Origin of the sequence: Brevibacillus borstelensis (genome assembly GCF_037834415.1) — a bacterium.
GTDB classification, from domain to species: Bacteria; Bacillota; Bacilli; order Brevibacillales; family Brevibacillaceae; genus Brevibacillus; species Brevibacillus borstelensis_A.
The window spans coordinates 146842-166907 of sequence record NZ_JAUMSJ010000005.1; the positions used below are offsets into that span (position 1 = coordinate 146842).

The window sequence follows — 20066 nt, forward strand, 5'->3', positions numbered from 1 at the left end:
CATGGACAAAGCATCCGGAAAACCAAGCAAGACTAAAACCGAATCGGGAGGGTTCCCTGCCGAGGAAACAGGCGCAACGTTTTCAAGCGAATCTGGACGCAAAGACATCCCGTCCCAACCAGCTCCAGACCGTGCACAGCCAGTTACAGGCCGCAATGAAATCCACTCTGGAAGCCAGAACCAGCATCAAACCGAGCTGCCGGAAGCGTGGCGCCGGTTTTACGAGGAGGTCGGGAAAGTATTTTCAAACAAAGGCTAGCCCTGTTTCCCCCTTCGCCGAGTTGTGGTTTCCATGCGACTGCAAGACCTGGCTCGGCCTCGCTGGAAACGGCGATGGTACCCGCATTTACGAAACCAGCAAAAGGAAAAAAGCCAATTTCCCAGCGGAACTTGGCTTTTTCCGTTACTGCTTGCGGTTCAGGACAATGTCTGACGGTCGTTGAATCCGAAGCAAATTCCCGTGTTGAAGCGATGATACTGCAGCGCGATATTGGCATAACAGAAGGAATCGTAATTGGCCCTTTCCGCCTCGCGCCGCTCGCCCCAACAAACGTCTCTTCTTCGGGTCAGTGCCCTTTGTCAAAGTCATTCTGTGCGTAATACTCGTGCCCCGTTTGATTCTCCTCGCCGATCCTGTCGTCAAAGTGCCGCGATTTGTTGTCTCTTTGAACGTGAACCATTTTCGTCCACACAGGCTGCCGAGTAAATGGCGCATTGTTCGATCATGAGAAACAGCGGTTCGCGATCAGCCGTTTGTCCCGATAATACACGCGCCTTTCTGCAATTTTTGTCGGTTTGTGGATGCTTCCAGCAGGTGCGGGTTGAAACGAATGAAGCCTTCCGTCGTCAATGACGGAAAGCTTCATCGCTAGATGCCGATCAAAGCAACGGTTGCGCCCGCTATGCATCGAAGCAGTAGTGGATTTTTTGATAGGCGGAACGCATTTCGATCACTCGCTTTCGGGTTGCTTCGCGCGGCTCTCTGTTTTCCAGTACGGTTGCAATCAGCTCTGCAATCGACTCCATTTCGGCTTCCTTCATGCCCAGTCTGGTCACCTCGGTCGTCCCGATCCGCAAGCCGCTCGGATAGTCCCAATCCGACGGTTTATCGCAAGGGATCAAATTTTTGTTGGTAATGATATTGGCTTTGGCCAATTCCTGCGCGACCCCAATACCGCCTCCAAAAGCCCGCACATCGAGGATGATTTGATGTGTCCGGGTAAATCCTTTATGCTCGCCGAGCACGGTGATGCCCCTCTCGCTCAACGCTTTTCCCAAGGCTTGGGCGTTGGCAACGATTTGAGCCATGTACTCCTTGCCAAAGGCCAAAAATTCCGCCGCCGCAGCAGCCAAGGCAGCGACGCGATTGACCTGATGCGTGGCTGCAAGCGCCGGGAACACGGCATCTGTGATTGGCTTTGTGAGTTCGGGATCGTCCCAGATGACGATGCCGCTCTGCGGCCCGCTGAACGTTTTGCCCGCAGAACCTGTAACAACACAAGCGCCCTCTTTCAACGGGTCCTGGAACTGCCCGCCGGCGATCAGCCCAAGCTGATGGGCGCCGTCAAAAAAGATCTTTCCGCCCCATTCCGAAACGATATTCGCCATCTCCCGCAGCGGAAAAGGGAACAGCGTCATCGAGGCGCCTAAAGCAACAAGGCGCGGCCGTACTTCTCGGGCGGCTTGCGCGAACGCCTCCAGATCGACTTCCAGCTCCACAGGGTCCATCGGAACATCGTGAATCCGCAGACCGCGAATACCCGCAGGACCGTCGACGCGGTTGCTCGAATGTCCGCCAAACGGCTGCGCAATGGTCATGATCGAATCTCCCGGCTGCGTCAGAGCAGTGTATACCGTCATATTGCCGAGCATACTCGCGACAAGCCGGTGATCTGCGTACCTGCATTGGAAGACCTCTTTCAAAAGCTCTACGCATAACGCCTCGATCTCATCGATGTACTTCGTGCCGGCAAACCAACGCTCGGTCGGGCCAATATGTCCTTCGGCCGCGCGGGTCCCCACTTCTGAGGCCAAAAGCTTGCGAACAGTCGGACTCGTCGGCGCTTCCGGCGCCAGCAAATTCAGGCATTCCTCTCCCCTCCAGACAGCGTTTCTTTCCACTGCTTGGATCACTTCCGTCTGCATCACTCGCGGCGAAGAACAGCGATCCAGAACATCGCGCGCCCACTTCAGCACGCTCGCATCATGGACTTCAAAAGCTTTCGCAGGAGTTTTGTTGGCTGCCATCCGCAATCCCTCTTTTCGTGATCGGGAACCGATCGAAATTTGAGTTTTACAGTATTAGGCTTCTGTCTAAAACCAATATATCGGATATTGGTTTTTAATTCAAGGTATTTTTCAGAAATAACTGAAAATAACTCCCACAAAAAAAGCTCCCCTCCATATGGCGGGAGCTGTTTACGCTTCATGTGTCAGTATTCTGCCTAAGCTAAGCCAATTTTCCTCCATCAAATGAGCAGCTGCGCTGACGTCTCGGGACTCGCATGCTCGGATGATCGCCGCGTGTTGATCTACCGAGTTCAGCCCTTCCAGCGAGCCGAACTTCGCAAATTCCAGCCGTCTGATTTTCGGAATGATCCGCTCCAAAGCCAGTTCGATTTCGCGATTTCCCGAACCGTCGAGAACGATTTGGTGAAAGGCGTCATCCGCCTCAACCGCCTGAACCATATCCCGTTCATCGAGCGCCTGCCGAAGCTTGCGATTTTCCCCTTCCATCGCTGCATAATCGCTGTCGGTCAAAACCGGCACGGCCAAGCGGGCAGCCAATGCGTGCAGCGTGGCGACGACGGTAAAAGCGTGGTTCGCCTCCTTTATATCGATCGGAGTAATCCGGGTCAGCGAACCCGGCGCCGATTCGACGAGTCCCTCGTCTTCCAATCTTTTCAGCGCTTCCCGAACAGGTGTCCGGCTGACGCCAAACGTGACGGCCAAATCGCTGTCCTTGATTCGCTGGCCAGGCTCCAGTTCCAAAGTAATGATGGCTTTCTTCAGATTTTCGTAAATTTGGTCGCGCAGTACAGGTCGCTCCAACGGTTTAATCGTTTTCATGCAACCAATATATCGGAGTGCCAGATGAGTGTCAACTGCCTGCTTCGTTCCCTTGCGGTGAAAGCCGGAGCGCCCGAGCTGCCGTATTCGCATTAATGGATGTTCTTCTTCTTGAACCTTCCTCCCCGTACATCGTGAATATTTCCGATAGCGAGAAAGGCGGAGGAATCAATCTCTTCCACGATCGACTTCAGTTTGGCCTCCTCCAGTCTGGTAATCACGCAAAAAATGATTTTCTTGTACTCGCCTGAATACCCGCCCTCGCCTTCCAGGTATGTGACTCCCCTGCCCAAACGCGCTGTCAACGCGTCTCCAATTTCGGCATATTCCTCGCTGATAATCCAGACTGACCGCGATTGATCCAACCCTTCAATGGTAATGTCGATCATTTTGAATGCAATGTAGTATGCGATCAGCGAATACATCGCTTTGTCCCACCCGAAAATAAAGCCGGCGCTGCCCAGGATAAAAATGTTGAAGACCATTACGACCTCGCCCACAGAAAACGGCGACTGTTTGGTGATCAAAATCGCCACAATCTCTGTCCCATCCAGGGAGCCGCCAGCCCGTATGACCATTCCGATGCCGATCCCCAGGATGATTCCGCCAAAAACAGCCGACAGCAACAGATCGTGGGTAATTACAGGGACCGGAATGAGAAAAGCCGTCCCAATCGACATCACCAGCACGCCGATCAAGGTGGATATCGCAAATGTCATCCCGATCTGCTTGTACCCGATAAACAGGAAGGGAAGATTGAGCAGGAACAGAAATACCCCCAGCTTCATGCCTGTCAGATGCGAAAGCATGATCGAGATGCCGGTAATTCCGCCATCAATGATGTTGTTCGGCACCAAAAATATCTCCAACGCCACGGAGACGAGGATGGCTCCCAAACAGATGAAAAAAGCCCGAATCAGTATATCTTTTGTGCGCCTTCGTTTATGGATGACTTTGGTTCCGGTAGCTCCCATCTTCAACCTCCTCCTCCATCAAAGTATGCCCTCCAGGACCGTTTCCAAGTGAAAAAAGAGGGCCGTTTTGCTGTATTTGTTTGCGAGCCGTGAAAGCAAAATGGAAGAACATCGACTGGATGTCTACATATCTACAATTTTTTCATCTCGATGAAAAGGCAGAGGCGTTATAATGGAGTTTGAGGAAGCGCGAGCAGTACCTTGACATCCGGCCGTCAAATACGGGATGACGAATTTCGAGTTGTATGGTAGGATAAGTCGATTTAGAAAATCGGCAGGATTCAAATTTGAAAGGAAATAAAGGAGGCCAGCGAAATGCAGACAGTGGACCGCGTTCTGGACAAAGCGCTGCGTGGCGATCGCATTGGGCTTGAGGAATGTATCACACTTTTGGAATCAGACGAAATCGAAAAAATGGGGCATGTTGCCAATGAGCTGAAAAAGCGCCGCCATCCCGACCCGATCGTGACCTTCAACATTGGGCGAAACATCAACTACACCAACATTTGTGACGTATACTGCCGCTTTTGCGCCTTTTACAGGCCACCGGGCTCGAAGGAAGGCTACGTACTCCCGGACGAGACGGTTCTGACGAAAATTCAGGAGACCGTAGACGTGGGCGGAGACGAAATTTTGATGCAGGGTGGCGTGAACCCCGATCTTCCGTTCCAGTACTACCTGGACTTGCTGCGTAAAATCAAACAACGCTTCCCGCAAATCATCATGCACTCCTTCTCGCCTGCGGAAATTCAAAAAATGAAAGAGCTTTCCGGGCTGCCTCTGGAGGAAGTGCTGCGCCAGCTCCATGAAGCGGGACTTGATTCCTTGCCGGGCGGCGGCGGCGAAATCCTCGACGACCGCACAAGAAAGAAAATCAGCCGACTCAAGGGCTCCTGGACAGACTGGATGGATGTCATGAAAGCGGCCCACAAGATCGGCATGAATACGACCGCAACGATGGTCTACGGCTTCGGCGAATCGATGGAAGAGCGGGCACTGCATCTGCTGCGCGTCCGCGATGCCCAGGACGAGTGCAAGGCCAACGGGTATTCCTCCAAAGGCTTTACTGCTTTCATCGTCTGGCCGTTCCAACCGGAAAACACCAATCTCCAGCGGGAGAAATCCAAACCAGAAGAGTACTTGAAAATGGTGGCGATCAGCCGGATCATGCTGGACAATATCGACAACCTGCAAGCCTCCTGGGTCACGATGGGCCCTGAAATCGGCAAACAGTCACTGTCCTGCGGTGTTAACGATTTCGGCAGTACGATGATCGAGGAAAACGTCGTGTCCGCCGCCGGGACAACTCACAAGGTCAATATTGACTTGATCCTCCGTCTGATCCGCGAAACCGGGAATATTCCGGCACAGCGCAACACACGCTACGAAATACTGCGTGTTTTCCACGAGAATGAAAAAGCGGACCGCGATTTTGTGATGCAAAACTAAAAGGATGACGCTGCATGGCATTTGGGATTTCCAGGGATGAATTAAACAAGTGGAAACAGTCGGTGTCCCGGGGCGAAATTGCCTTTTTGACGCATTACTGGCATGATCCCCGCTTTCCCGGCATCAGGACGGTGACCAAGGTCGGCTGTGCGGACAAGGAGCTGTTGACCAAGTGGTGCCTGGCCAACGGTCTGAACCCTGTCCATATCCACGACCGTCCCCCTTTCCCCCACTTCGACCTGATGGGACCGAAGCAAAAAGAAATACTGGAAAAGGAAAACCTGCGAGAGCAGATCACCCGTTTTCGATTGTAAGCAAAATATCGGTAACGGAAAAAGCAGACCCTTCGCTGACATTTCAAGCGGGAGTCTGCTTTTCCTTTTACAAGTGTCAAAAAAAGTTCGGACAACGTTCATGGTCTCTTCATTTGTGGTCGGCACGCTCCCGTGCTAACCTATAGCTTGATTGAAAACGCTTTGAATGCTTGAAACTGTTTTTTCAACATAAGGGGTGAGTACCATCACACATCAACTGACAGCAGAAGCGCGCGCGTTTATCCAGGAATGCTACGCGTTTTTGGGGAAAACGGACACAGAGCTGGACGCGCGCATAGCGGAGATTGCCCGAGAAATTGAAGAGACCGGCTCTTATGAACATACAGGTGAAGAGCTTCACTATGGTGTAAAAGCCGCCTGGAGAAACAGCAATCGCTGCATTGGAAGGCTGTTTTGGAACACCATCCACCTGTTTGATGCCCGAAGCGCATCTACGGAAGCGGAAATCCGCGATGCTCTTTTCCGGCATATCGAGTACGCCACCAACAACGGGAAGATCAGGCCTGTGATCACTGTGTTCCGGCCCGCAAAAAACGAGTCGGAGCAAATACGGATATGGAACCACCAGTTGATCCGGTATGCAGGCTTTGAGACCGATGACGGCGTGATCGGGGACCCGCATTCCGTTCGGTTCACAAAAGCTTGTCTGGAATTAGGCTGGGAAGCAAAACGAGAGCCTTTCGAAATTCTCCCGCTCGTGATTCAGATCGGGAATCGGCCTCCCGTATGGTATGAGATCCCGAAGCACCTGATTTTGGAGGTTCCGATCAAGCATCCGGAGTTTACCTGGTTTGAGGAGCTCTCCTTGAAATGGTACGCGGTACCGATCATCTCGGAAATGCGCCTGGAGGTGGGCGGCATTCATTACTCCGCTGCCCCTTTTAACGGCTGGTATATGGAGGCCGAGATTGGTGCCCGCAATTTTGCTGACGAGGGTCGGTTCAACCTTCTGCCGACAGTCGCTTCCTATATGAATCTGGACATGACGACAAACGCGTCCTTATGGAAAGACAAAGCATTAATCGAGTTAAATGTGGCTGTCCATCATTCCTATAAGGAAGCAGGCGTGAGCATCGTCGATCACCATACCGCCGCCCAGCAGTTCAAGCTTTTCGAGCAGCAGGAGCAGGCGTGCGGACGACCGGTCACAGGAGATTGGACATGGCTCATTCCGCCCGTTTCTCCGGCAACGACCCATATTTTTCACAAGCTGTACGACAATACATGGCATACGCCAAACTTCTTCTATCAGGAAAAACCGTACTAGCTCTTTCTAGCAAGGGCCGATCGTTCCAATAGAAGTACGAATAATTATAGCGGTTGGCAAGTCATCGTCCGGATTTCGTATCGGTTGGCTCCAACCGCCCATATTTTGAAGCTTATCCCGCAAAGCTTGTTCATTGACGATAGATCAGCCTTGTCGCCAAGCCCGATTTGTGGACAATGCTTCTTAACTTGTTACCTCTTCTGAAACCATCCGCTCGGTTCGACTTGCAAATTCACGTTAATCTGTTTGATTTCCAAATACTCCTCATAGCCGTATGTGCCCAGTTCGCGCCCGATCCCGCTCTGTTTGTATCCTCCCCATGGAGCTTCGTTGTACGTCGGATGGTATGTGTTGATCCACGTAATCCCGGAGCGGAGTTTGCGAATCACCCGGTGCGCTTTGGCGACATCGGAGGTAAATACGGCCCCTGCCAGTCCGTAGCGGGTGCCGTTCGCCAGCTCGATCGCTTCCTCTTCTGTCCTAAAGGTCTGGATGACTAATACGGGGCCGAAAATCTCTTCCTGCACAATCCGCATATCGGGTGTCGTGTCCGTGAAGATCGTCGGTTCGACAAAGAAGCCGCGGTCCATTCCGTTCTCCATCAGGCGACGGCCCCCGCAAAGCAGAGTGGCTCCTTCTTGCTTGCCAATCTCAATGTAGGAAAGGACGCGGTTCATGTGCTCCTCGGTGATCAGCGGTCCCATTTCCGTCTCTTCGTCTGTCCCCGGGCCAACCTTGATTTTTTCGGCGCGTGCGACCAACTCTTCGACAAAGCGGTCGTAGATGCTCGCTTCCAGGAGCAGTCGCGAACCGGCTGAGCAAACCTCGCCCTGATTGGCGAAGATGGCGTAGAGTGCGTAGTCTACAGCCGTTTCAAAGTCGGCGTCGGCAAACACGATATTGGGGGACTTGCCGCCCAGCTCCAGCCCCACCTTTTTAATCGTATCCGCCGCGGCCTTCATGATTTTGATGCCCGTATCCGTTCCGCCCGTAAAGGCCACTTTATCGACGAGCGGATTTTCTGCCAGCTCCGCTCCAACGGTTTCTCCAGCTCCCAGCACTAGATTGATGACGCCTGGCGGAAAACCGACCTGGTCGATGATTTCGAACAGGCGGATCAAGGAAAGCGGGGTTTGCTCGGCGGGTTTGATCACGATGGCGCAGCCCGCGGCAATCGCAGGGGCGATTTTTTGGGTCGCCATGACCAGCGGGTAATTCCACGGGATAATCTGCCCGACAACACCGACCGGCTCCCGGACGACCATCGCCTGCATCGCGTCCGGCACATCGTAAGTAATCCCGTGCGGCTTCGTGCAAAGTCCGGCGTAGTAGCGGAATTGATTCACCGCATCGCTTACATCATAGCGGGACTCGCGCAGCGGCTTGCCATTGTTCAGCGTATCCAGAGAGGCGAACTCTTCCACCCGCTGCTCCAACAGATCGGCGATCTTATGCAAAAGGACTGCCCTGTCGCGCGCTTTGCTCTCTTGCCAGCCATCCTTGTCAAAAGCCCGCCGCGCCGCCAGTACCGCTGTTTTCGCGTCCTCCCTTCTGCCTTCGGCGACCAGACCGATCACCTCCCCGTTCGCTGGGTTGATCACCTCCCGCGTCTGATTGTCCGAACCGAATACCCACCTTCCATCGATGTACATCTTCTGAATGGTTTGCGGGTCCGTTAAAAACGATGCTGCACCCATTTGTCACACACCTCACTCTTCTTTTTTGATCAGCCTTGCCAGACGTTTGATCATGCCGGTTGTATCTTGTATTTCCTGAGGGCTTGGCTTTCGGGCATATTTGACAGGCGGGAGCAAAATCCAGATGAAGTCGCCGTAATTCGGGGCGCATCTCTACCTTCCAGCGCTGCTCCCGGCTGCTGTATCGAAGCTCAAGCAGCTCGTAATCGATCGTTTGCACAGCTGCTTGATGAGCTTGTCCTGATTGGGTCGCTCAACCATGAGGATTTTGAAACGAAGCGGACTTTCCTCTCCGTACCCATTTTACCAGAAAATTCGCATTTTATAACCAAATCTTCTGCATGGCGGCTGTCGGCAACAGTCCGTGTCCATGTGACCGCCCCATCCACTAGTTGATGATCTTGTACGAAGCGCTCAAATCAAATTCGCCTTTATTTAAAACACAAATGACCCGCAGGAGGGCATTTTTTTAAAATGTCCATCTTACGGGTCACCGTTCAGAGTTGAGGTTATTGTACTCCTATTCCCCGACCACTCCAACACCGATTGTATTGCCTTGAACAAATCCCTGGTAGAACAGTTTAGTTGATGTCCTTGTCCTTTTTGGTGTAATTCAACATGATCGTTTTTGGTTCTGGATTATCCATTGGTTCTTTAGCGCACTCGTACTCTTCGATGTTTCCATACATTTTACCAAGCAGCTTCTCAAGCGATGTTTTGCCAACCTCATGCCCTTGGCTTGTTATTTATTCCATGGTGTTTCAGTTTTGTGTTCAATAACTTGTAATACTTTTGGTTCAACAGCTTTTAACAGTTCCTCCATTTGTTTCTTTGAAACAACAGCACCTTCAACTTCTCTTTCAGCCTGTGTTTTTGCAATGACATCAATCACTTGTTGTTTAGAGATATTTTTAGATGCCGCCACCTCCACAACAGATTTACCTTTTGCTAATTCTTGTTTTAATTCTGTTGGGCTCATTTTTAGTAAAGAAAACAGTTTTTCATCGTTTAAAAAGTTATCAGCAGTTTGATCAGGCTTGCCATCTGTAGAGAAAAAACCTTCTACTTTAATAAGGTTTGAATGTGTAGGCTCACTTCCGTGCAGAGTAACATCGATTCGATTGTCCTTAACAAATACCTGGTAGAACGGTTTTTTTGATCCCTTTTCAGTGTAATCCAACATAAACGTTTTTTGATTCGGATCCCCCATTGGCTCCATAAAAACCTCGTACTTTTCGATGTTGCCATACATTTTATCAATGAGATAATCTACTTTCGCCTTGATTTCCTGATCGGTTAAAGAACTGACTGGCTTCTCCTTTGGTTCCCAATTCTCTTGGATCACGTTGTCAATCTTACCCGTAGTACCAATATTAAGGCTAATCTTTTTGCCGGTTCCTCCTTTTTCCTGCAGTACGATGCTTGTTTGGATCGCTTGTTTTTTGGTTGAATCAGTGGGGTCTCCTCCAAGGTGGCTTGCATCGATAATTTCAAACGATTTTGTTTCGGGAAATGCGCTATACAGCTTTTCAAGTGTTGCTTTGCCAACCTCATCCGCCTCGACTTGTTCAGCAGTCATTGGTGTTCTAGTAAGCATTTCAATCAGGGTAGGGGCCGCAAATGCTGCGGTTGGAATCAAAATCGCAGCAGCTACTATTCCACCAATTAATCGTTTTTTCATGGTTATTTCGCTCCTTTTTCGTTGCAAATATTGAGAATAGGATTGTTCTATTCGTTTGGAAATGGCCAGGGGGCACTCAATAGTTTCTGCCTCTTTGTGCAGATGTTCACGGATTTTGTGTTCAATAGTCATTGATCTTTTCCATCCTTTCTGGGGGGAGATTCCATAAGTTTTTTCGAAGCGCCTGGAGGCCAGCGTGATATCTGGACTTGACTGTACCCAGCGGAATATCGAGCAATGTTGCGATTTCCTCAAGAGTATAGTCGTGAAAAAAGCGGAGGATAATCACCGTTCGCTGTTTGTCGGTCAGTTTTTGGATTGCCTGCGATATCATTTGGTTCGTCCCATCCATCAACACAGTAGGTTGATCCCAATGAGGCTCTTCCCGAGAGAAGGCACGGATGCGTTCAAAAATTCGGAATCTCCGCCAGCTCTTGACCCGAAATCTCTGCACTTGACGGATTACCAAGCCGTGTAGCCAGAAGTGGAAAGGTCGGTTCGTATCGTAGTTAGCAAGTGAGGTCCACATTTGCATATAGATCTCATTCATGACATCTTCCCGATCCTGCTGATGATCCACCAGAAAGGAGACTGTCCGGTAAACGTCCTGATAGGTGGCATCATACAACGTATGAAACGCCTGTTTATCACCATCTTTCATTTTTGTGAGCAATTGGTACATATATTCACTTTGCATTCAGAGGGCCCTCCTGAGTAAGCAGCTTACACACTATATTGTCACTCTATCAAAAAAAGGTTCGGTTCTTTATTTTTTTGCAAACGGTTGAGTGTCGGCGCCCATCGATCAGGAAGACAACCAGGAGTGCAACGAACCGTATGGCAGCCGTGGCCTGTCTAGTGCTTTATTTTTCAGTCTAGGTCATAGCATGGAGAATTATTTCATTTTAATTTCCCGTTTCTTCTTAATTTCCCGTTTCTTCTTGCTGGTTACTTCGGCTTCCGATTTGCTCCACGTCTTATTCTGGACTACAGCTCCAGCGAAACATTGAGACGTAAAATGAATCGAGGTTTAAACAAAGGAGAAGCAATGAATGCTCTAGCACGAGCTATCTTCTTTGGGAAACATGGCGAGTTTCGTGAACGTGCCATTCAGGATCAATTACAACGTCCGGGTGCTCTAAATATCATTAACGCGATTAGCATTTGGAACGGCGAATATACATTTAACGCAAAACAGACCACTACACTACAATCATTACGTCCACTACGAGCATAAAGCAAAAGCCGGATTCCTTAGAGTAGGAAAACCCGGCTTTTTAACAATTGAACAGTCCTTAGCGTATATTTTCGTTAAAATGTTGGCGGGACCCCTTAAACCAAAGTTCCATCTACCAGATAGCCTACTCCACCGGCTCTTCATGCAACTCTTGAAATGCCTGCTTGATCCGGTCAATTTGCGCCAGGTGCACTTGAACATGGTTGATAAACGCCTCGACCACATCTGCCAATCTGACAGCTTTGCCGTTAAATTGAATTCCGCTTTTCTGCCAATCTTCCGCGGAGAGCCTGCGGAAAAGCTCGCTGTTATATGCGAGCAATGCTTGATACACGGTGAGAATATCCGTTACCGTCCCCGCATTCGCCTTCGTTTCGCTCACCCACGCGTCTTGTGAAAAACGAGGCAGCTGCGCTGTCGAGCCGGAGAGAATCTCCCTGATTCGGAAAGAAACGACCAGATTGTGGTCTGTCAGGTGCGACAACACTTCGGTGATGCTCCATTTTTCCGGTGACTCCTTCCACGCAAGCGCTTCTTCGGTCAACCCATCAACCGCCTGAGTTAATTGGTCATATAAATTGAGGTATTGCTGTGTATCAATTGCTGTGCGACTCACATTGCCTCCTCCTCTAAATAAGCATGAAATCCTTCCGGAAAACGTTATCCGTCGTCTTCATACAAAAATCTGAAAGCGGTCGGGGAGCTGTCGGCGGTTATGCCCTTCAGGACCCGTATCCCGTATATCCTTTGCCGTACCTCCACTGCCCGAGTTTGCTGGCTGTTTTGAAACACTTTGCAAAAAGAACCTTCCGCAGCCTCCGTCCAAAACTGGTTTTGATCGAGCTTTACGAGTGCTTGCCTGCCTGCAGTACCGTCTCCCGGCCGGTTTCGGAAGCCGTTCCCGCTTCGGCACGGTATCGGTTGCGCGGTACGGGTATTCCGAGATTTCCCCGCAATGTATCATGCTCGTACTCGGTCCGGAACAAGCCTCGCTCCTGCAGGATGGGCAAGACCAGATCGACAAAGTCATCGAGCCCGACTGGCACGACCGCGCTGCCGATCATGAAGCCGTCTGCGGCTCCTGCCTCGAACCATTCCTGGATCTCATCGGCTACCTGCACAGGCGTTCCGATGAAGCCCATCCGCGGGGTGGTCACGCGAAGCGCAAGCTGGCGAAGCGTAAGATTTTCCTCTCTGGCCAGTCGCTTGATCCAGTCCGTCGTGCTTTTAAAGCCTTCGCTGCCCAAATCGCCCAGATCGGGAAGCGGCTCGTCGAGCGGAAACTGTGAAAAATCGAAGTGGTCGAAAAATCTGCCCAAATAGTTGAGAGCATCTTCAATCCTGACCAGGCTGGCAATCTGCTCGTATTTTCGTTCCGCCTCCTCTTTTGTTTGCCCGATAATCGGAGCGATCCCGGGAAAGATGAGAATGTCTTCGGGGGCTCTGCCGTACCGAGCAGCTCTCGCCTTTACGTCCCGATAAAAGCTTTTGGCCGCCTCAATCGTGTCGTGATTGGTAAAAACGGCGTCGGCTTCCTTCGCGGCCAGCTCCTTGCCCGCTTCGGACGAGCCTGCCTGGAAAATGACGGGCTGCCCCTGCCTGGACCTGCCGATATTGAGCGGTCCCTGAACGGAGAAAAACTCTCCCTTGTGATTGAGCCGATGCATTTTTTCCGGGTGGAAAAACAGACCCGTTTCCTTGTCCCGCGCAAACGCGTCGTCCTCCCACGAATCCCACAGTCCCTTCGTCACTTGCAAAAACTCCTGGGCGATCCGGTAGCGAAGCTCATGCGGCGGGTGCTCTGACTTGCTGTAGTTCAGGGCGGAGCCTTCCAGGGGAGAAGTGACCGCATTCCATCCTGCCCGCCCGTCGCTGATCAGGTCGATGGAGGCAAACTGTCTGGCCACGGTAAAGGGCTCGCTGTAAGAGGTGGAAAGCGTTCCGACCAGGCCGATATGGGTGCTGAATCCTGCCAGCGCGGCGAGCAGGGTAATCGGCTCGAATCGGTTCAAAAAATGGGGATGGGACTTTTCTGTGATGTACAATCCATCCGCTACGAAGACGAGGTCGAATTTGCCATCCTCGGCTTTTTTCACCAGCCGTTTGTAAAAACCGAGGTTTACGCTGGCATCCGCGACCGCATCCGGATGCCTCCACGCCGCCACATGCCCGCCCGGTCCGTGCAGCATGGTGCCGAGCTTCAACTGTCTTTTCTGAGCCATTGTCTGTTCCTCCCTCTTTTTGATCAAGCTTTGGGAAATTCGCTTTTTCATTAATCGCATAGGAATAATCGGTTTTAATCGTCCGCTTGTATCATCGACACACTCCCGAATTCAGTCAGCAACTGCTAACGCAATGACTGCTTGCCGCTGACAAGCTCCCTACACGCCAGTCAAATGTGGGGGTATTCCCTTTCCCCCTGCCAATCCGATCTCCTGCTCTCTCTCCGCTCCCCACTTTTCCAGCGCGTAGATGGCTGCCAGCGCAAACAATGCCGCACTCGGCACAAGGGCGTCTTCGTCAACAGTAAACTTAGGATGATGCCATTCTTCCGTCCCGCCTGTTCCTATCCAGGCGAAGCTGCCTGGCACGACCTGCTGGTAATGGGCAAAGTCCTCGCCGCCTGCGGAAGGCTTCGCCTCCACAATGCTCAGCTGCAACGCCTCCGCGGCGTTCCGCAACACCTCTGTCGCCGCCGGGTGATTATCCACGCACGGAATGCCAGCAAACCATTCCAGCTTTGCCAGGGCTCCATGGCCAGCAGCGATCCCGCTAGCGATCCGCTCTAATAGCTCTGGTGTTTTTTTCCTTACTTGCGGATGAAAGGTGCGAACCGTCCCGTCCAAAGTCGCTGTGTCGGGGATGACGTTCCACGACGTGCCCGCGTGAAATTGGCAGACGCTGACAACCGCGCTGTCGAATGGACTGATGCTGCGGCTTACCGCCGTCTGCAGGCCTCCGACGATCGCGCTCGCTGCCACGATCGGATCGATCGCCGCATCGGGCACTGCGGCGTGGCCTCCTTTTCCGGACACGGTGATCTTGAAGCCGTCCACGCTCGCCATCAAAGGTCCGGCTTTCAGTCCGACCGTGCCGACCGGCAAGTCCGGTTTATTGTGCATCCCGAAAATCGCTTTTACGTCCTTCAGCGCTCCCGCTTTCATCATTGCACTTGCGCCTGTTCCCTTCTCCTCTGCCGGTTGGAACAGCAGGCGAACGCGTCCCCGCAGCAGGGCGGTGTGTTTTTGCAGCAGCAGGGCGGCTCCCAGAATCGCCGAGGCGTGAAAATCGTGGCCGCATGCGTGCATCCTTCCCTCGATCACGGAAGCGTAAGAAAGACCAGTCTCCTCCCGAATCGGCAGGGCGTCAATATCCGCCCGCAGCGCGATGGCGGGTCCCGGCTCCGCGCCCACTACCTCGGCCAGCACGCCTACCGGAAGCTCCAGCGGCAATATGCCGATCCCGGCCTCCGCGAGAAAGTCTCGAATCTTCCTCGTCGTCCGGTGCTCTTCCCATGAAAGCTCCGGGTAGCTGTGCAGCTCTCTCCTGATCTCTACGAGCTTGCTTTGCATTTCTTCTGCTTCCCGAAGCAAAGCTTTTGCTGAAATGGTCAAAGGGAAACCTCCTCACTGTTTTGCTTGCTTGCGACAGCCGTACGACGGATGAGCTGCTTTTGCAAAAACACAAGCTTGTCGTCATGGCCCAGATCGCGTTCATAGAAGGGAATGTAGCCGTTCCGTTCATACATCGAAAGGAGCCACGGGTGCTTTCTCGATGTCGCCAGCGTTGCGCAAGGGGCATGCAGGGTATCTCTTACAACCGTCTCTTCTGCCGATGCCCTGGTTTTGGTAATCAGGGTCAACTGCAAACCAATACAAAAAAGGGTATTCCGTCACCTCTACCAAGGAACGAAGGGAAATCGCCGCAAGCAGTTTCCCCTCCCGCTCATGTACAAAGCACGTATGCTCGGACAAGTTTTCCAGGATCATCGGCAAATCGGCATGGACAGCGGTAAACTCGATCTCCAAATCCCTGATCGTCTGATACGCTCTGCTGATCAGCTCAAGCAGCGCTTCCGCATCTTTTTTTGTCGCCAGACGGAACAAATCGCTCATGGCCACACCTCCCATACGTTTCAGATCACGTAGCTCCACTCCGGCGTGATCCGCTTTACAAACTGCTTGGTTCGCTCTTCCTGCGGATTTGTGAAAATTTCGTCGGGCGGGCCTTCCTCGACGATGACTCCGCCGTCCATGAACACGATATGGTTGGCCACCTCTCTGGCAAATCCCATCTCATGGGTGACGACGATCATGGTCACTCCTTCCCGCGCGATTTTTTTGATGACCGACAAAACCTCGCCCACCAGCTCGGGGTCCAGCGCCGACGTCGGCTCGTCTAACAGGATCACCTCCGGATTCAAGGCCAGGGCCCGGGCGATTCCTACGCGCTGCTGCTGCCCGCCGGAGAGCTGGCTTGGGTAGTGGTGGATCTTGTCGGACAGGCCCACCTTTTCCAGGACGTCGAGGCTTTTTTGCTTTGCTTGCTCTCGCGGAAGCTTTTGCGCGACGACGAGGCCCTCCATCACATTTTCCAAGGCCGTCTTGTGCCTGAACAGGTTGTAATGCTGAAACACCATCGCCGTTTTTCTGCGAAGCTTCAGGATGCTCTGCTTCATCGGCTGCTTGCAATCGACGGTAAAGTCGTTGATCGTCACCTGACCATCCGACGGTCTTTCCAAAAAATTGACGCAGCGCAAAAGCGTTGTCTTCCCCGAACCGCTGGGGCCGAGGATGACGACGACGTCTCCCTTGTTCACCGTCAGATCGATGCCCTTCAGCACCTCGTGGCTTCCGAACGACTTGCGGATATTTTTCAGCTGAATCATGCGATACCTCCCCGATTGTAGGCGGTGATGCGCTTTTCCAGAAAAGCGGTAATCCTCTCGGCGATAATGGTCATAGCCCAGTAAATCAGCGCTGCCGCGATGAATGCCTCCAGAAACTTCAGATTGACCGAAGCGACGACGTTCGCCTTGCCGAGCAGCTCCATTTGCGAAACCGTAAAGGCAAATGTGGACGTGTGCAAAAACCCGATAAACAGATTGCACAGATTCGGCAAAATCACCCCGATCGCTTGCGGCAAGACGATTCTCCAGAGCGCCTGGGGAGTGCTCATGCCGACCGCGTAAGCCGCTTCCAGCTGGCCTTGGTTGACCGACAAAATACCGGAGCGGATGATTTCCGACATATAGGCGCCTGCCGTCAGCGAAAAGGCGGCCAGGACAAAAACCAGGATCGGAATCGATGCGGTGTCGATGCCCCACCCGAAACGCTCGGACAGCCTGGCGATCAAGAGCGGCAGCGCAAAGTAGATGATCAGCACGTGCAGCACAACAGGCGTGCCCCGCAGAAAGGAGACGTAAAAATCGGCAAGCCGATGGAGTATCCGCACCTTGTAGAGGCGAATCAGCGCGGTGACCGCGCCGATCCAAAATCCGATGATCAGCGGAATGACCGTTATGACCATCGTGAGCGGCAAGGCCGCGAGAATTTCGAAGAAGCAGGTAACGATAAAGGAAATGTCTATGGTCATCCGTTCCGTCCTTTCCGCAAGCCGACTCAAGCGCTCGCCCATGTTCGTTCATGCCTCTGGAGCCTTTTTTCCGCCAGGGCAAACCCTTTTTCCAGTACGATCACGACGAGATAATAAATGATCGCCAGACCGATATACACTTCCAGCGCATGCGCTGTCGCCGAGACGAGCGTCTGTCCCCGCCCCATCATATCCATGACGCCAACGCTGAATGCCAGCGACGTGTCCTTGAGAAATCCGATCACCGAATTCGCTGCGTTCGGAAAGGCGATCACCGCTGCTTGCGGCAGTACGATTCGCACGAACGCCTGCCTCCCCGTCAATCCCGCCGCATACGCCGCTTCCAGCTGTCCCCGGTCCACGCTGCCTACTGCAGCCCGGATCGTCTCCGAGAAAAAGGCCGCGCTGCTCAAGGAATACGTCGCGATGACGAAAAACAAGGGATGGGCCCGCGAGACATCCAGGTGAAACAGCTGCAGAAAGGCAGGCAGTCCGTAAAAGACGAGAAACAGCTGGATCAACACCGGCGTACCTCTGATAAAGGAAACGTAAACGGCGGCAAGCTGGCTAAGTATCGGCACATGGTACAACCGGGGCAACGCGATCAAAAGCGCCAGCCATCCGCCAAAGAAGAGGGATGCGGCCAAAATGAACATCGTCACCGGCAAATACGCCAGCAGTTTGGGGAGAAACTCAACGATCAATGCCGCATCAAACACTTTGCCCATCTGCTCCTGCCCCCCTCGCAACGTAATTCCTTTTACTGTTCAACCGTGTAGTCACCGCCAAGCCATTCTGTACTCAGCATTGCCAGCGTGCCGTCTGCCTTGATTTCCCGCAAGGCCTCGTCGATTCGCTGTTTCAGCTCTGTCTCGTCTTTTCTCAGGATGTAGTAGACCTTTGAGTTCGACAGCGGCTCCCCTACCGTTTTCAGCTGGGCATCGACAGATTTGTTGAGAAAATCGATCGCAAATTGAGTACTGATGGTCGCATCGGCTCGCCCCGACTTGATCTGGCTGGTGGCATCCTCGCCAGCTCCGGTGTAGACGATGTCGATCGGGTTGCCGTGTTCTTTGTTCCACTTCTCGGCTAGCACCGCGGCGTTGCTCGTCGCCGTGACGATCAGCTTTTTGCCGTTCAAATCCTCGATGGAGCGTATCTGGTCGTTGTCCTGGCGCACGACGACCTTGCTTGGAAAAATGTTGTACGCCTCATCGTTGAACAAAAACTTGGCCTGCCTCTCTTCGTTTACTTCCATTTGGTGAGCGATCAGGTCGATCTTGTTCGTCTCCAGGCTGAGCAGGAGATTTTTGAATTCAAACGTCTTCAGTTCAAATTGGTAGTCCGGCAGCCGTTTGTCGATCTCTTTGATCAGTTCGACGTCATAGCCGGTCAGCTTTCCGTTTTCATCAATAAAGCAGATGTTGGGAAATGAGGTGCCCGTGCCGACCACAACCGTTTTGACGCCGGAAGCCGCGCTCGCCAGACTGCCGCCCGCCCCTTGGGTAACCGTGCCGGCAGAGCATCCTGATACGAGCAATAACGTACTGATCCATGCAGATAGCAGCGCTGATTTTTTCATCACGCAACCCTCCATCCAAATTTCTGAAAAAAAATGGTGTCTCCCCTAACGGCTCGGTACCGACTCGTCCGCGAACGCTTCCTTTACCTGGACAAATGTGCCGAGACGCCTTTGGAAGTCCTTCAGCGGGACGGTGATGATGAGTTCATCGACAAGATAGGCTCGCTGAAGCTCCAGCAGCTTTTGGCGTACGGTATCTCTTGATCCGGCTATGATGTTTGCCTCTTTTACCTCGATCGTGTACTTTTCCCTGGATTGTTCGCCAAATGCTTCCGCTGCCTCGATACTGTTCACAGTCAAAACTCTGCCGCTTTCGAGGCGGATTTTGACGTTCTTGTACTCGGCCGCCCATTCCCTGGCCTCCTGATCGGTCGCGGCCACGATCACAGCCAGCGCGAGAATGGCCTCGCTTTTCACCGAATCATCGGCGTACCTTGCCCTGAAGCGATTCCGGTATAGCGCAAAGGCATCTCGGGCAGCCGGCTCATCGCCGTTGATAAACTGGGCAAACACATAAGGCAAGCCTGCCTGTGCGGCCAGTTCGGCACTGGAGACGCTCGTTCCGAGCAGGTAGATCGCAGCCGGTTCTCGCGGGAGCGGTGTTGCACGCAAGCCATCCAGTGGATGCCCCTTTTCAATCCTGTTGGAAAGGTAAGCGTCCAATTCCGCGAGCTTTTGCTCCAGCGGCTTGGGTGTCCCGTCCTCTTGCTGCAAGGCCCTCGTGGATAAAGGGAGCCCTCCCGGCGCCCGCCCGATGCCCAGATCGATTCTCCCCGGAGCCAGCGAGGCCAGCACCTGAAAGTTTTCAGCCACCTTGTAGGGGCTGTAATGCTGAAGCATGACTCCGCCGGAACCGAGCCGGATGCGCCTTGTCTTGGCGGCCAAATAGGCCAGGAGAACCTCGGGCGAAGAGCCGACGACTTCGTCCGAATTGTGGTGCTCCGACACCCAGAAGCGGTGGTAGCCGAGTTCGTCCGCTGTCTGGGCCAATGCGATCGTATGGCGAAACGCATCCTCCGCAGATTCCCCCTTGCCGATCGGGCTTTGATCCAAAATACTTACTCGAATGCTCATGGTTGCTCCCTCCCTGTGGGCAAGCTTTAATCAATATTCACTATTCCGATTTGTTTAATCGGTATTTGTTGTAAAAAAATGTACCATCGCCTCTTGATGCAGTCAA

The 20066-nt window shown here is 52.6% G+C and carries 20 protein-coding genes and 1 pseudogene; 5 read left to right on the forward strand and 16 right to left on the reverse strand.

All coding sequences use genetic code 11. The features are described from left to right. Nucleotide 1: 1 nt before the first annotated feature. Nucleotides 2-259, forward strand: a complete 258-nt coding sequence (locus tag Q3F21_RS07250) for a hypothetical protein (protein WP_340250839.1) — start codon at nt 2-4, stop codon at nt 257-259. 641 nt (nt 260-900) lie between these two features. Here Q3F21_RS07250 and glyA read toward each other — a convergent pair. From glyA to Q3F21_RS07265, 3 genes are all read right to left on the reverse strand, one after another. Next, entirely contained in the window at nt 901-2247 is a 1347-nt protein-coding gene (glyA, locus tag Q3F21_RS07255; protein WP_340250841.1) for a serine hydroxymethyltransferase, read from the reverse strand. A 171-nt stretch (nt 2248-2418) separates the two neighbouring features. After that, nucleotides 2419-3069 (reverse strand): GntR family transcriptional regulator, encoded by a 651-nt coding sequence (locus Q3F21_RS07260; protein WP_340251001.1) that lies wholly within the window; start codon nt 3067-3069, stop codon nt 2419-2421. A 92-nt stretch (nt 3070-3161) separates the two neighbouring features. Next, entirely contained in the window at nt 3162-4043 is an 882-nt protein-coding gene (locus Q3F21_RS07265; protein WP_340250843.1) for a YitT family protein, read from the reverse strand. 315 nt (nt 4044-4358) lie between these two features. On the opposite strand from Q3F21_RS07265, the gene mqnC reads away from it, so the two are divergent. The 3 genes from mqnC to Q3F21_RS07280 all read left to right on the forward strand — a co-directional run bounded on the left by mqnC (nt 4359) and on the right by Q3F21_RS07280 (nt 7094). After that, nucleotides 4359-5492 (forward strand): cyclic dehypoxanthinyl futalosine synthase, encoded by a 1134-nt coding sequence (mqnC, locus tag Q3F21_RS07270; RefSeq protein ID WP_340250845.1) that lies wholly within the window; start codon nt 4359-4361, stop codon nt 5490-5492. A 14-nt stretch (nt 5493-5506) separates the two neighbouring features. Beyond that, a complete protein-coding gene (locus Q3F21_RS07275; protein WP_340250847.1) occupies nt 5507-5806 on the forward strand; it encodes a hypothetical protein in 300 nt (99 codons plus the stop codon). A gap of 205 nt (nt 5807-6011) precedes the next feature. Beyond that, the gene (locus Q3F21_RS07280; RefSeq protein ID WP_340251002.1) at nt 6012-7094 is read left to right on the forward strand and encodes a nitric oxide synthase oxygenase; all 1083 of its coding nucleotides are present in this window, start codon (nt 6012-6014) and stop codon (nt 7092-7094) included. A 191-nt stretch (nt 7095-7285) separates the two neighbouring features. On the opposite strand, the gene Q3F21_RS07285 is transcribed toward Q3F21_RS07280, so the two are convergent. The 3 genes from Q3F21_RS07285 to Q3F21_RS07295 form a co-directional block, all read right to left on the reverse strand. After that, complete coding sequence (locus tag Q3F21_RS07285; RefSeq protein ID WP_340250849.1) at nt 7286-8791, reverse strand: aldehyde dehydrogenase family protein; 1506 nt, start codon at nt 8789-8791, stop codon at nt 7286-7288. Between the two features lie 742 nt (nt 8792-9533). Beyond that, nucleotides 9534-10604 carry a hypothetical protein gene (locus tag Q3F21_RS07290; RefSeq protein WP_340250851.1) on the reverse strand — a complete coding sequence of 357 codons (1071 nt, stop codon included), beginning with the start codon at nt 10602-10604 and terminating at the stop codon, nt 9534-9536. Beyond that, on the reverse strand, nt 10594-11169 hold the full coding sequence (locus Q3F21_RS07295; RefSeq protein ID WP_340250853.1) for a sigma-70 family RNA polymerase sigma factor: 576 nt from the start codon (nt 11167-11169) through the stop codon (nt 10594-10596). The genes Q3F21_RS07290 and Q3F21_RS07295 overlap by 11 nt, the downstream gene beginning before the upstream one ends. A gap of 282 nt (nt 11170-11451) precedes the next feature. Between Q3F21_RS07295 and Q3F21_RS07300 the strand changes: the two are divergent. Then, nucleotides 11452-11709 (forward strand): annotated as a pseudogene (locus Q3F21_RS07300) (Tn3 family transposase); the annotation flags it as partial. A 124-nt stretch (nt 11710-11833) separates the two neighbouring features. Here Q3F21_RS07300 and Q3F21_RS07305 read toward each other — a convergent pair. The 10 genes from Q3F21_RS07305 to Q3F21_RS07345 form a co-directional block, all read right to left on the reverse strand. Beyond that, on the reverse strand, nt 11834-12325 hold the full coding sequence (locus Q3F21_RS07305; RefSeq protein ID WP_340250855.1) for a DinB family protein: 492 nt from the start codon (nt 12323-12325) through the stop codon (nt 11834-11836). Between the two features lie 229 nt (nt 12326-12554). After that, the gene (locus tag Q3F21_RS07310; RefSeq protein WP_340250857.1) at nt 12555-13931 is read right to left on the reverse strand and encodes an NtaA/DmoA family FMN-dependent monooxygenase; all 1377 of its coding nucleotides are present in this window, start codon (nt 13929-13931) and stop codon (nt 12555-12557) included. A gap of 159 nt (nt 13932-14090) precedes the next feature. Next, the gene (locus tag Q3F21_RS07315; protein ID WP_425341223.1) at nt 14091-15323 is read right to left on the reverse strand and encodes an amidohydrolase; all 1233 of its coding nucleotides are present in this window, start codon (nt 15321-15323) and stop codon (nt 14091-14093) included. Further along, complete coding sequence (locus Q3F21_RS27415; protein ID WP_425341224.1) at nt 15320-15457, reverse strand: hypothetical protein; 138 nt, start codon at nt 15455-15457, stop codon at nt 15320-15322. The genes Q3F21_RS07315 and Q3F21_RS27415 overlap by 4 nt, the downstream gene beginning before the upstream one ends. After that, a complete protein-coding gene (locus Q3F21_RS07320) occupies nt 15450-15824 on the reverse strand; it encodes a GNAT family N-acetyltransferase (protein ID WP_425341225.1) in 375 nt (124 codons plus the stop codon). Before Q3F21_RS07320 ends, Q3F21_RS27415 begins: the two co-directional genes overlap by 8 nt. A gap of 20 nt (nt 15825-15844) precedes the next feature. Next, a complete protein-coding gene (locus Q3F21_RS07325; protein WP_340250859.1) occupies nt 15845-16597 on the reverse strand; it encodes an amino acid ABC transporter ATP-binding protein in 753 nt (250 codons plus the stop codon). After that, nucleotides 16594-17304: an ABC transporter permease subunit gene (locus tag Q3F21_RS07330; RefSeq protein WP_340250861.1), complete on the reverse strand. Its 711-nt coding sequence runs from the start codon at nt 17302-17304 to the stop codon at nt 16594-16596. Before Q3F21_RS07330 ends, Q3F21_RS07325 begins: the two co-directional genes overlap by 4 nt. A 26-nt stretch (nt 17305-17330) precedes the next feature. Further along, complete coding sequence (locus Q3F21_RS07335; RefSeq protein WP_340250863.1) at nt 17331-18032, reverse strand: ABC transporter permease subunit; 702 nt, start codon at nt 18030-18032, stop codon at nt 17331-17333. A 32-nt stretch (nt 18033-18064) separates the two neighbouring features. Next, complete coding sequence (locus tag Q3F21_RS07340) at nt 18065-18886, reverse strand: amino acid ABC transporter substrate-binding protein (RefSeq protein ID WP_340250865.1); 822 nt, start codon at nt 18884-18886, stop codon at nt 18065-18067. A 45-nt stretch (nt 18887-18931) separates the two neighbouring features. After that, nucleotides 18932-19960 carry an LLM class flavin-dependent oxidoreductase gene (locus Q3F21_RS07345; protein ID WP_340250866.1) on the reverse strand — a complete coding sequence of 343 codons (1029 nt, stop codon included), beginning with the start codon at nt 19958-19960 and terminating at the stop codon, nt 18932-18934. Between the last annotated feature and the right edge of the window lie 106 nt (nt 19961-20066).